Source organism: Paenibacillus sp. J5C2022 (assembly GCF_025567625.1).
In the GTDB taxonomy this organism is placed as follows: domain Bacteria; phylum Bacillota; class Bacilli; order Paenibacillales; family Paenibacillaceae; genus Pristimantibacillus.
Genome location: NZ_JAOQJC010000009.1, coordinates 119257 through 131155, shown reverse-complemented (window position 1 = coordinate 131155; position 11899 = coordinate 119257). Strand labels below are relative to the sequence as shown.

12 protein-coding genes are annotated in these 11899 nt (G+C 52.6%); 8 read left to right on the top strand and 4 right to left on the bottom strand.

The genetic code is table 11. The annotated features are described in order from the left end of the window. Positions 1-11 precede the first annotated feature (11 nt). Entirely contained in the window at positions 12-1583 is a 1572-nt protein-coding gene (floT, locus tag M6D81_RS09570) for a flotillin lipid rafts scaffold protein FloT (RefSeq protein WP_262676645.1), read from the top strand. 96 nt (positions 1584-1679) lie between these two features. Here floT and rpsD read toward each other — a convergent pair whose 3' ends face one another. Continuing rightward, positions 1680-2279, bottom strand: coding sequence for a 30S ribosomal protein S4 (rpsD, locus tag M6D81_RS09565; RefSeq protein ID WP_262676644.1), 600 nt, complete (start codon positions 2277-2279; stop codon positions 1680-1682). Between the two features lie 364 nt (positions 2280-2643). Here rpsD and M6D81_RS09560 point away from each other — a divergent pair, with 364 nt between their 5' ends. The 6 genes from M6D81_RS09560 to M6D81_RS09535 all read left to right on the top strand — a co-directional run bounded on the left by M6D81_RS09560 (position 2644) and on the right by M6D81_RS09535 (position 7925). Further along, positions 2644-4548 (top strand): sensor domain-containing diguanylate cyclase, encoded by a 1905-nt coding sequence (locus M6D81_RS09560; protein ID WP_262676643.1) that lies wholly within the window; start codon positions 2644-2646, stop codon positions 4546-4548. Positions 4549-4679: 131 nt separating this feature from the next. Further along, positions 4680-5423, top strand: a complete 744-nt coding sequence (locus M6D81_RS09555) for a hypothetical protein (protein WP_262676642.1) — start codon at positions 4680-4682, stop codon at positions 5421-5423. 54 nt (positions 5424-5477) lie between these two features. After that, entirely contained in the window at positions 5478-6593 is a 1116-nt protein-coding gene (locus M6D81_RS09550) for an aminopeptidase (protein ID WP_262676641.1), read from the top strand. A gap of 137 nt (positions 6594-6730) precedes the next feature. Next, entirely contained in the window at positions 6731-6973 is a 243-nt protein-coding gene (locus M6D81_RS09545; RefSeq protein WP_262676640.1) for an HPr family phosphocarrier protein, read from the top strand. Positions 6974-7124: 151 nt separating this feature from the next. After that, a complete protein-coding gene (locus tag M6D81_RS09540) occupies positions 7125-7397 on the top strand; it encodes an Fpa/YlaN family protein (protein WP_410795715.1) in 273 nt (90 codons plus the stop codon). 147 nt (positions 7398-7544) lie between these two features. Then, positions 7545-7925, top strand: coding sequence for an Asp23/Gls24 family envelope stress response protein (locus tag M6D81_RS09535; protein ID WP_262676638.1), 381 nt, complete (start codon positions 7545-7547; stop codon positions 7923-7925). 70 nt (positions 7926-7995) lie between these two features. On the opposite strand, the gene ftsW is transcribed toward M6D81_RS09535, so the two are convergent. Beyond that, positions 7996-9156, bottom strand: coding sequence for a putative lipid II flippase FtsW (gene ftsW / locus M6D81_RS09530; RefSeq protein ID WP_262676637.1), 1161 nt, complete (start codon positions 9154-9156; stop codon positions 7996-7998). A gap of 9 nt (positions 9157-9165) precedes the next feature. Next, positions 9166-9510: a YugN family protein gene (locus M6D81_RS09525; protein ID WP_262676636.1), complete on the bottom strand. Its 345-nt coding sequence runs from the start codon at positions 9508-9510 to the stop codon at positions 9166-9168. Between the two features lie 212 nt (positions 9511-9722). Here M6D81_RS09525 and M6D81_RS09520 point away from each other — a divergent pair, with 212 nt between their 5' ends. Then, positions 9723-10907: an amidohydrolase gene (locus M6D81_RS09520; protein ID WP_262676635.1), complete on the top strand. Its 1185-nt coding sequence runs from the start codon at positions 9723-9725 to the stop codon at positions 10905-10907. 24 nt (positions 10908-10931) lie between these two features. Here M6D81_RS09520 and M6D81_RS09515 read toward each other — a convergent pair whose 3' ends face one another. Further along, entirely contained in the window at positions 10932-11807 is an 876-nt protein-coding gene (locus tag M6D81_RS09515; RefSeq protein WP_262676634.1) for a thermonuclease family protein, read from the bottom strand. Positions 11808-11899: the final 92 nt, after the last annotated feature.

The following is an 11899-nucleotide window of genomic DNA, read 5'->3' as shown; positions in this document are numbered from 1 at the left end:
GAGATGTTCAAGTGCAAGACGCATTACTTATCCCCATTATCGTTGTAGGTGTGCTGGTTGTTCTCGGTCTGGCATTCTGGGCGCGTTACAAGACGGTCAGCCCTGACGAGGCCATGCTTGTAACCGGTTCATTCCTCGGCAATCGCAATACGCTTGTCGACGAATCCGGCCGGAAGGTGAAGATAATACGGGGCGGGGGAGCGTTCATTCTCCCTATATTCCAGAACGCTGAATTCCTCTCGCTGCTCTCGCACAAGCTGGATGTATCTACGCCTGAGGTGTATACGGAGCAAGGGGTGCCCGTACTGGCGGAAGGCGTGGCGATTATTAAAATCGGCGGATCGGTGGAAGATGTCGCTACAGCTGCGGAGCAATTCCTGGGCAAACCTACAGAAGCGTTGAAGGGCGAGGCGCAAGAAGTGCTGGAAGGTCATTTAAGGGCAATATTGGGTACAATGACCGTGGAAGAGGTCTATCGCAACAGAGACAAATTCGCCCAGGAAGTGCAAGGTGTGGCGGCGAAGGACTTGAAGAAGATGGGCTTGCAGATCGTCTCCTTCACGATTAAGGATGTGCGCGACAAGCACGGCTATCTGGATGCGCTCGGCAAGCCGCGCATCGCGGCAGTGAAGCGCGACGCGGAGATTGCCGAAGCGGAAGCGGTACGGGATGCACGCGTGCAGAAAGCGCATGCGGAGGAAACTGGACAGAAGGCGGAATTGCTGCGTGACACGAATGTTGCGGAGGCGGAGCGCGATAAGGAGATGAAGGTCGCTTCCTTCAAGCGGGATCAGGATACGGCGAAGGCGGAAGCCGACCAGGCTTACTCCATTCAGGAAGCGCGCGCCAAGCAAAGCGTGGTTGAGGAACAGATGAAAGTAGAGCTCGTTCGCAAGGAACGCGAGATCGATCTGGAAGCGAAGGAAATTCTGCGCCGCGAGAAGCAGTATGACGCGGAAGTGAAGAAGAAAGCGGATGCCGATCGTTATGCCGTAGAGCAGTCGGCAGAAGCGGATAAGGCGAAGCGTATGCGTGAAGCCGATGCGCATCAATACCGGATAGAAGCGGAAGCGAAGGCGGAAGCGAACAAGAAGCGTCTTGACGGTCTTGCCGTTGCGGAAGCGGAGAGAGCGAAAGGTACAGCGGAAGCGGACGTTATCCGGCTGCGGGGTCTTGCGGAAGCGGAGGCGAAGGAGAAGCTGGCTGAGGCGTTCGAGAAGTTCGGAGAAGCGGCCGTATTGGATATCATCGTCAAAATGCTGCCTGAGCTGGCAGGCAAAGTTGCTCAGCCGATCAGTTCCATCGATAAGCTGACAGTTGTCGATACGGGCAAAGGAGAAGGCGCAGCTCGCGTCAGCAACTATGTGACAGAGCTGATGTCCACCGCTCCGGAGATGCTCAAGAGCGTATCTGGCATAGACGTGAACAAGCTGATTCAAGGCTTTACTTCCAAGGCGGTTGGCGGATCGGCGGAAAAGGGCGAAGGTTCGGGCAAGGGGATTCAGGCATTGCTGAAGCAAGTGGATGGATTGCATTCGGAAGCTGAGGCACCGGAAATCATCGATGTGAAGAAACCGGAGTAGGTATCAAGCAAGGCTCATTTAAATAATGCACTTACAAAAAACAGGGCTTTCTCGACTGCAGCTGCGCGCTGCAATGGGAAAGCCCTGTTCCAGTTATTAACGGCTGTAGAATTCGACGATTTGCTTCTCGTCAATTTCTTGTGTCAGCTCGGAGCGGTCAGGCAGGCGAACATACTTGCCTTCCATTCCTTGCTCATCGAACTCGAGATAATTTGGCAGGTGATTGCGGCCTTCCACTGCCTCTTTAATGGATTTCATGCCGCGGCTGCGCTCACGAAGACCGATAACGTCGCCAATGGATACCGTGTAGGAAGCAATGTCAACCTTCTTGCCGTTCACAGTCACATGACCGTGAGCAACCAGCTGGCGCGCTCCTGCGCGGGAATTAGCGAAAGCCAGACGGTAAACCAGGTTGTCCAGACGGCTCTCCAGAAGAGCCATGAAGTTTTCACCGGCTTTACCTTTCATTTTTGTCGCTTTGTTGTACAGGTTGCGGAATTGCTTCTCGTTCAAGCCGTACATGTGGCGAAGCTTCTGCTTCTCCATCAATTGCAGGCCGTATCCGCTGATTTTTCTGCGTTGGTTCGGTCCATGCTGGCCCGGAGGGAATGGTCTTTTCAGATCTTTGCCTGTTCCGCTCAAGGAAATGCCGAGGCGGCGGCTCAGTTTAAATTTAGGTCCTGTATAACGTGCCATGTGTCAAGTTAACTCCTTCATCAAATAAAATTTTGTGAATGGGGTTGTGTTTCGCGGATATATTCCGATTGTTGCTGGCAACACTCGCCAGCTCTGCCGGACAGTTCAGCCGCTGGTTCGACAGCCGGAACATATCCTGAGGGTGACACAAAACCCTACGCCCATATTTTCATTAGTATATTCTATATGAAATGCGTTCTGGAAGTCAAGAACGAGCTTGATCAAATTTGAGAAAGGCACTAGCGGAAAAAGAGTCGAAAGTCCTATAAAAAATAGCAATGCTAGTGCAAATTTCTTAAAAATGAAGTATGATTGATAGATGATAGCTCATTTTCCTGCGAGAAGGGAAAGGGATGAGTGATAGATGATGGAAAGAGAAAACCATATAGCGGATTGCGATCTCTGGTTCTCCACTGCGGATATCACTGATGCGGATGAGCCCTATCTTGCTTCTCTACTGACCGAGAGTCTCGAGCTGTGGTCTGATGAGGCGGAGATCCACCCTTTCTTGCAATCGGCCCAAATTCGCTTTTACGGCAAAGAAGGAGATCTGTTATGCAAGGCGGGCGCGGTTCCGCCTGCGGGTACGGAACGCGATGCTGAGCAAGCGGCGGAGCTGGCAGCTCAAGCCGGCATGCAGTCTGTGAATCCGGTCCGTAGCGAATTCGGCTCTCTGCTGGCAATTGGCATTCCGTTGAAGCGGAGAAGCGAGCGATCCGTATTTGCCAATATTGTATTCATAATGGAATTGTCCGAAGCGCGCAGCGAAGCAGAGCTTCAAGCCTATGCGCTGCATTATAGAAGTTGCTTCTACCGAGCGTTCGAAGGAATGTTCGTGAAGGATATGATGTACCAGCAGCGAATGAGGAGCAAGGAGGCTGAGCATCGGGACAAGCTGTTCTTGGCAGTCAAGCGATTGTACAACGAGATAGAGGCCACATCCGTATTGACGGAGATGCTGCACAGCCTCGAGAAGCTGTATCCGGGGTCGGAAGCTCATCTGTATCTCTCCCAGGACTATGTGGACGGCGACGATCGCGTGCGTCCGCTCTTGTTCAAGAATACGGCTCATGATATTGTCGCTCAGGCGTTCCTGGAGGGTAAGCTGACGAAGGAGACCGAACGAGACGGGAAGATCCGGCTGGCTGTCCCCTTGGCGGGCAAGCAAGCGGCTTACGGTGTGCTGTGCATGTGCGTCAGGAGCGGGGAATGGGACGAGTCGGAGTTGCCGGCTTTTCTGCTGCTGGCCGACACGGCGGGGAGCGCCTTCGAGAATGCCAAGCTGTACGAGCAGTCCAATCTGCTCATTAACGAGCTGCGGCTCATTAACGAGATGACCAAGAGGCTTAACCAGTCGCTGCAGCTTACGGAGATATTCAAGTTCGCCACGGGAGAATTGCTCAGCATATTCGAAGCCGATTATTGCTGTGTGCTGCAATTGAACGACAGTAAGGAATTTATCGTGAAGTCGAGCAATATTCCTACCATGACAAGCGAGAAGTTCACACCGGATTACGGGTTCTGCGGCATCGTATACCGGACAAGAGAGCCGCTTATCATATCGGATTACTGGAATTCGCGCGTCGTTACCTCCAGACTGATGGACAATACCGGCTCACGCTCGCTTATTGCTGCGCCTATCATCGTCAAGAATGAAGTCGTCGGCGTTATTCTGGTGACGCACAAGCTTCCTAATTTTTTCTCATACGACAATTACAAGCTGCTTCAGGTAATGAGTACCCATATCGGACTTGCCGTTACGAACGCTTCACTGCATGCCGAGATGCGGAGGCTGGTCATAACCGATAATTTGACAGGCCTGCATGCCAGACACTACCTGAACGAACAGATACAGCGTCGACAGCGCAAGGACGACTTCGGGTCGCTTGTTCTGGTCGATATTGACTTCTTCAAGCAGGTCAACGACACGTTCGGCCATCAGATCGGAGACCGCATACTTGTTCAAGTAAGCAATGTTATTCACTCCTCCATTCGGGCGGGCGACATCGCAGCCAGGTGGGGGGGGGAGGAACTGGCCGTATACTTGCCAGGTGTGCGGGCGGAGCAGGCATTACGCATTGCAGAGCGCATCCGGACCCATGTGGCGCTGGAGACCGATCCTCAAGTGACCGTATCGTGCGGCGTGGCGGAATGGTCGACCGAGAATGAAAAGATCAGTGTGGAGTCTTTGTTTTACTGTGCGGATATGGCGCTATATGAAGCGAAGAATAAGGGGAGAAATTGCATTATTGTAGGAGGAACGGCATAATCGACGATTATTCGTTCATACCTGAGCGGCGCCTTGCGGCGCCTATTTTTTTTGCAGTTTTTTGCATCCCGCAGGGAAGTGCGGGCAAGACTATCCATGATAAGCTTGAGATAATTAAGGGAGGCATCCTGTTGAGGAACAAGCGGTTACATAGAATAACGACGGCCGTAGTGGGTTTGGCATTCATCATCTTCGCAAGCGGCTGTTCGACATTTGGCGGCAAGCGTACAGCGGATGAATGGCTGTCGCTTGCTTATTCGGGCTTGGCAGCTACCGATCAATATAATTTTACCGGCTCCATGAGTATGGAAGTGGCAAGCGGTGTCTTGCTGGAACCTCATACGTTCCAGGGGAAAGTGGTCAATCATCAGAATATGACCATCCAATCCGAGCAGCAGGGGGGAGTATCCTATGATTGGGAGCCGCTTCAGGTGATGAAGCGGTTGAACGAATCCAATGCGTCCGTGCAATTCGTTCCTGAGCGGGAAGGGCAGCCAGAAGACACCGCTACGGTTACTCTGTTGGTGGAAGAAATGCCGGAAGCCACGAAAGCAAGGTGGGAGCAGCACTTGAAAGGCGAGATGGAGCAGCTGGCGCTGAAAGGGACCGATGCTGCGGGGGCAACGGCGGAGCAGCAGCGGCTGTTGGAGAAGGAGCTGGAACGATCCCGGCACGAGCTGGAGGCGATGCTCTCATCTCTTAAAGCGCAGGCGCAATACATGCTCGTCATCGACAAGCGGAGCATGCTTCCGTTAAAAATGGAGGAAACAACAAAGTTCCATTACGTAATGAGAGGCAAGCCCGCTGTCGAGTCGCGGCACACTTCGGTACGCTTGGATGCATTCGATGGAACGTATCAGCAGACGGTGCAATGAACGCCTTTTCGTGGTAGGATGGGTAATGAATGAGATCGAAGGAGTGAATGGCAAGTGAGAGATCCGAGATTGCAAAAGCTGGCGCAAAATCTAGTGCAATATTCCATTGATGTGCAGCCAGGAGAAAATGTATTAATCGATATGATCGGCTCAGAACGCGAGCTGGCCAAATGTCTGATTGAAGAAGTGGCGAAACGTGGTGGGAGACCGTTCGTCGAAACGAGCGACCGTTCCGTGCTACGCACGCTGCTGCAAAATGCGACGAAGGAAGGCATTGAAATCTGGTCCGAGCTTGATCTGGAGCGGATGAAGCGGATGCAGGGATATATTGCGGTCCGCTCCGGCGAGAACGTCAACGCATTGTCCGATGTGCCTGAGCCGAATATGCGCCTGTATGAGCAGCTGTACCGCAATCCCGTACATACCGAACAGCGGGTAAAAGGGACGAAGTGGGTCGTCCTTCGCTATCCGAATGCCTCTATGGCGCAGCTCGCCAACATGAGCACGGAAGCGTTCGAGAACTTCTACTTCGATGTGTGCAATCTGGATTATGCCAAGATGGAGAAGGCTATGCAGCCGCTGGAGGATCTGATGAACCGGACGGACAAAGTGCGCATCGTGTCGCCGGGTACGGATCTGACCTTCTCCATCAAGGGAATCGGAGCCAAAAAATGTGCGGGACACCGCAATATACCGGATGGAGAAGTGTTCACAGCGCCGGTCCGGAATTCCGTGAATGGCAAAATTACATACAATGCGCCTAGCGTATATGCAGGAGTCACTTTCCAGGACATCTCCTTCACGTTCCAGGACGGCAAAATCGTGCAAGCGGAAAGCAATAATACGGCAAGGCTGAATGAAATACTGGATATGGACGAAGGCTCGCGTCATATCGGAGAGTTCGCGATCGGCTTCAATCCGCATATTCTGCATCCGATGAACGATATTTTGTTCGACGAGAAAATTGCGGGCAGCCTGCATTTCACTCCGGGGCAGGCTTATGAAGAGACGGACAATGGCAATCGCTCTTCCGTCCATTGGGATCTGGTGCTGATTCAGCGGCCGGATTACGGCGGCGGAGAAATCTATTTCGATGACGTGCTTATCCGGAAGAATGGCTTGTTCGTGATCCCAGAGCTGGAAGCATTGAATCCGGATAAGTTGAAATAATGGCCGTTGCTCTGTCCGATTAGCCGGATATACCGCGGCAATAAGCCATTTTTCTCAATTCTACTTGATGGATGCCGGTTTTCGGGGTATTATGGTGTCTAAGGTAAGCTTTACAAAATAAACTGGAGGGATCTCCCATGTCCAATAATGCAGCGATTGTAGAAATTTCTCAAGCGGCCAGCAAATTTACTTCATCCATCGTGCTACAGGCTGACAGCAAATACATCGACGTGAAGAGTATTCTTGGTCTGTTCACAACGTTGGTGGGAGGTCATCAATACGAGCTGCATGTACACGGCCCGGACGCTGAGGAAGCGAAGAAAACGATGGCCGAAGTGTTTGCCAAGCACAATTTGAACGTCAATGTGATTACCGACTAACTATACGAAGGCTTCATTGGTGCGCGCTCGTTCATCCGAGTGCGCACTTTTTCGTTTTGTCCTTGTGTATTGGGACTATTTCGTCTAATATAAAAGATATAGCAGTCGGCTGATAGATGCACAGGGGGGGAAACTTTTGTCTGCACCGGAAATGACCGAATTTATGCATGAGAGAGCGATTCGTCTGCTACAAGATGACGCTGGTAAAATAGAAAAGTTAATCGAAGTTCAAATGGAAAATTTGACGACACGCCATTGCCCGCTGTACGAAGAGGTTTTGGACACCCAAATGTACGGCTTCTCGCGCGAAGTGGATTTTGCGATACGCGCCGGACTGATCTCGGAAACGGACGGCAAAGAAATTCTTAGCCGGCTTGAACGCAACCTGGCTACATTGTACGAAGCGTTGGACCGCAAAAGGTAAGCTCTCAGCAGCTTGCCTTTTTTACATGTTAGCATTTTATAAGTTCCGGGGTTAATTTACATATCGCCGTCATGCCGTGCGGTTGTCTTGCTTCATGCCGTGTGATCTATTACAATAAGACATATGGCAAAGTGAGGAGTGGATGACATGACCGAAGATAATCAAACAGGCATTATTCGCATTTCAGATGATGTAGTAGCTACAATTGCGGGACTTGCGGCACTCGAGACGCCAGGAATTGCGGCGATGTCAGGAGGCATATCGGAAGGCTTGGCCAAGCGTCTGAGCGGGAAGAACGTGCAGAAGGGCGTCTCTGTTGAAGTCGGTCAGCTGGAAGCTGCAATAGATTTACGCATTATCGTACATTACGGCATTCCGATTCAGGAGGTATCCCATCAGCTTCAACGGAACGTTAGAGAAGCGGTTGCAAATATGACCGGTCTGCAAGTCGTTGAGGTGAATGTGAAAGTGGAAGGCGTCGCTTTCAAAGAAGAGGAGCCTGAGGAGCCGCAGCAAAGATTAAAGTAGACATAACGACAATACGGCGCATTTGCTGTCATCGCAAATGCGCCGTATTTTTATGCGCGGGGCCTTTCGTTCAAGTCGACTTGCTGCGAATGCTGCGATCGTACTCGCGGGATATGCTAAGCAGGATACCTATGCACATCAGCGTGACGATGAGAGAAGAGCCGCCGTAGCTGATGAATGGCAGCGTCACGCCCGTGACGGGAATCGCTCCGGTTACACCGCCGATATTGATGAAGGTCTGTATCGCAAGCAGGCCTACTATGCCTACCCCCACGACTGTCCCGTATTGATCCGGACAGCGAACGGCGATGATCAGTCCCCGCCACAAAAACATCAGGTAGAACAGAATAAACAAAGTGCTCCCGATGAAACCGAACTCTTCCGCAATAACCGAAAAGATAAAGTCATTGTACGGATATTGCAAATAGTGCAGCTTCTGCACGCCTTCGCCAAAGCCTGCGCCGGTCACGCCTCCATGACCGAGAGCCTGCAGGGAGGAGACGAGCTGGAAGGCGCTGTCCTGCTTGTTGGCTATGGGGTCCATGAATGCCCGAAACCGGTCGAGCCGATATTCCCAAGCTTCCGGCTTAATCGCCATGGAGATGCTGAAGAGCGATGTAATGACGAGCAAGCATGCCGTACCGGCTACAAATACTTGCTTCAGATTGGCTCCCCCTGCCAGTATCATAATACCGGCGCTGGCGGCAAGCACCAGGCTCGAGCCCAGATCGGGCTGGAGCATAATCAGTCCGCATACAAATCCGACGACGATCATGACAGGCAGCAAGCCGCGCTTGAAGTCGCGGAACTTCTCGCCTTTCTTGGTGATGAGCGCGCCCATGTACAGGATTAGCGCCAGCTTGGCGAATTCCGTCGGCTGAATGCCGAAGGAGCCTATTCCGAACCAGCTTCTGGCGCCATTAATCTCATCAGCCGTGAAAGGGACGATCAATAGCATCAGGATGACAGGGATGAACAGAAGAATGAAACCACGCTTGAACACTTGATAGCGCAAGTTCATCAGGAACAACATGGAAAACAAACCAAGCGCAGCGAATACGAGCTGGCGCTTGGTGAAGTAGAGCGGGTCTTCATTGAAATTCGGATTGACGACAGCTACGCCGGAGCTGGCGCTGAACACCATGACGATGCCAAATCCGACAAGCAGCAAGGTCATAATGAGAAGCAGGAAATCCGGTCTGCCACGACTGCCTTTCTGAGCAGCTTTCATAGGCAGCCTCTACGCAAGCAGAGATTTCAGTTGCTGTAATTTCTGCTCAGCTGCTTCCAGTATATGCTTCGGAATGGGCGACTCGTAATCGAGGCCGTGAGGGAACGTCGCTCTGCCGATGTAGACGGCTTCGATGTTCAGTACCGCATGTGCGGATTCCAGCTTTCCTTCCACTGCGCGGGTGTTCAGTCTCAGGAAATAATCCGAGCTGGTCGTGCGGTCAGTCAGCTTCAGATCGTATGTAGCGCGATAATATTCCCATTGCCAACGGACAAAGCCGACTTTGTCCGCAGCATCGTCCAAGTGATGAAGCTCGCTTTGAAGGCCGATCAGGCCACTGTTCTCAATGATCATTCTATTTCCTCCCAATTACAATAGACATAGTTGTACATTCTTTACCCATGATAGTATGTTTCCCCAGCCAGCGCAAGCCTTACTCTCCACCGAACGTGGAGAGGACCAGAAAGTTCGTGAAATGTACACAGCACGTAGCTGGGAGGCCGGGAGATTTGTTACACTATTAATAGACCGGTGTCATTAAACTTGGAACAAGGAGGCTACGCCTTATGCAGAACGGGCAGATTGCGCATTCGCTGGAGCAGTTGTATCCCAAAATGGTTCAATGGCGGAGACATCTGCATCAATTCCCGGAACTATCCTTCCACGAATCGGCAACAGCCGCGTGGATTGCGGAGCGGTTGGTTGCGATGGGCTGCGAGGTTGTGCGCGACGTAGGTGGGAACGGCGTCGTCGCCGTCATCAGGGGAACGGAGCCGGGGCCGGTCGTGGCGCTTCGAGCCGATATCGACGCGCTGCCCATCCAGGATGAGAAGACATGCGAGTATACCTCCAAAGTGGCGGGGGTGATGCATGCGTGCGGGCATGATGCCCATACCGCGACGCTGCTTGCGGTAGCGGATCATTACTCGCGGCACAGACACGCCTTCCGCGGTGAGCGCAGGCTGCTGTTCCAGCCCGCCGAAGAAGTTACGCCCGGGGGAGCCATAGGCATGATTGAAGACGGCGCTCTGGGCGGCGCGGAGGCGATTTACGGCGTACATCTGTGGACGCCGCTGCCCTATGGCCAAGCTGCCTCCAGAGCGGGTGCCTTCATGAGCGCCGCGGATGAATTCACAATCGATATATGGGGCAAGGGGGGGCACGGCGGCCTTCCCCATGAAGCTGTTGACGCCATCTTCATCGGCTCGGCCTTCGTGCAAGCTGTGCAGTCAATCGTCAGCCGCAGCGTGAATCCCGTGCAGCCCGCCGTCGTCACGGTAGGTTCCTTCCACGCCGGCACGGCCAATAATGTTATCGCAGAGTCCTGTCAGCTGAAAGGGACGATCCGCTCCTTCGATGAAGAGGAGAGAAGGCGGATTCATAAGCTTCTCGAGAAGCTGCTGGAGCATACCTGCGAGATGTACGGAGCGACCTGTCAATTGGATCTTCGCCTGGGCTATCCGCCTGTCGTGAATGAGCAAGCAGAAGCGGCGCGGTTCTTCAAGGTTGCTGCAGAATTGTTCGGACGCGATCGCGCGATCGCATCGGAGCCGATAACGGTGGCGGAAGACTTCGCTTATTATTTGCAGCGTCTTCCGGGCTGCTTTATGTTCGTTGGCGCCGGCAACCCGGATACCGGAGCGAATTATGCTCACCATCATCCTCGATTCGATATCGATGAACGCGCCATGGTCCGATCCGCCCGCCTGCTGATTGCCATGGCGGAGGATTTCGCGGTATTCGGCCGATAAAGAAGAGCTAGCAGCGGGGAGGCGCTACTTATCCTCCCATATCGCTGCAAGCTCGTTTTTTTCGTTATATAGCTCTGCGGGATCTTCCTCGTAATTGTTCCATACGTTATCCACTTCCCAGATGAGCACATGCGTCAATTCGTCTTGTGCCGTCTCGCTGCTGGTTGCCTTGTTTTTGCCGGACTTGATCATGACTTTTCCGCCAGCAGGAAGCTCGAAGGAGTCGAAGGTGTAAGTCTGGTTGCCCCTGACGCTAACGAGCTTCCACCCTTCCAGATCGATCGGCGACGACGTCGTATTCGCAATCGTGACAACCTCCGCTGGTTTGTCCACTTCCAACCGCAAGCCGGTATCGGCCGCTTTCTTCACATGAACTTCGGGAATGCTGGCTTCCTTCCCGGAGTTCCACAGCCCCGCTTTGTTCCCTTTCGCTTCTTGCTCAAGCTGCTTGTAGATATTCTCCATCTTCACATTGGGCTCGATAATGAGCACTTTGGCGAGTCCTTGTCTGAGCAGCTGTTCGTTCAGGATTTGTCCGTCCCTCAGCTCCACTACGGCAAGCGTCCGATCGTATCGGTCCTTCAGCTCCTTGTCGAACGTTAATCGGACTTCGCCGGATTCCTCGAGCAGCTTCTGGGTATAGGCAGCCGCTTCTGGCCCATACGGCTCCGCAGGCGTGTTGGACTTATTAATTTCGGGCGTATCGATATATAGCAGACGAATCGCTTCCATCTCGTCCCCGACTTTGACTTTGAATGTATCCCCGTCTATATAATCCGCTACCTCGTACCATGTATTCGGTTTCGCTTCCTGGCTTGACTGGCCGCCCGTCAGCGAGCAGCCTCCTGCAATAGCTGCAGAGGCAAGCAGAAGAAGAGCAAAGCGCAAATATTTCATCATCGTTAGTTGTGCCTCCGGCTGTAAGGATTAAAATTAGTTCATCTTTTCATAACTACTATAACATAGTTTGCCGAAAATCGCCCATCGCTTTG

What these genes read in the sequence shown, in the direction of transcription:
- M6D81_RS09560 (WP_262676643.1), top strand. Translation starts at nt 2,644, where the DNA reads ATGATGGAAAGAGAAAACCATATAGCGGATTGCGATCTCTGGTTCTCC.
- M6D81_RS09535 (WP_262676638.1), top strand. Translation starts at nt 7,545, where the DNA reads ATGACCGAAGATAATCAAACAGGCATTATTCGCATTTCAGATGATGTA.
- M6D81_RS09515 (WP_262676634.1), bottom strand. Translation starts at nt 11,807, where the DNA reads ATGATGAAATATTTGCGCTTTGCTCTTCTTCTGCTTGCCTCTGCAGCT.
- M6D81_RS09545 (WP_262676640.1), top strand. Translation starts at nt 6,731, where the DNA reads ATGTCCAATAATGCAGCGATTGTAGAAATTTCTCAAGCGGCCAGCAAA.
- M6D81_RS09540 (WP_410795715.1), top strand. Translation starts at nt 7,125, where the DNA reads ATGACCGAATTTATGCATGAGAGAGCGATTCGTCTGCTACAAGATGAC.
- ftsW (WP_262676637.1), bottom strand. Translation starts at nt 9,156, where the DNA reads ATGAAAGCTGCTCAGAAAGGCAGTCGTGGCAGACCGGATTTCCTGCTT.
- rpsD (WP_262676644.1), bottom strand. Translation starts at nt 2,279, where the DNA reads ATGGCACGTTATACAGGACCTAAATTTAAACTGAGCCGCCGCCTCGGC.
- M6D81_RS09520 (WP_262676635.1), top strand. Translation starts at nt 9,723, where the DNA reads ATGCAGAACGGGCAGATTGCGCATTCGCTGGAGCAGTTGTATCCCAAA.
- M6D81_RS09525 (WP_262676636.1), bottom strand. Translation starts at nt 9,510, where the DNA reads ATGATCATTGAGAACAGTGGCCTGATCGGCCTTCAAAGCGAGCTTCAT.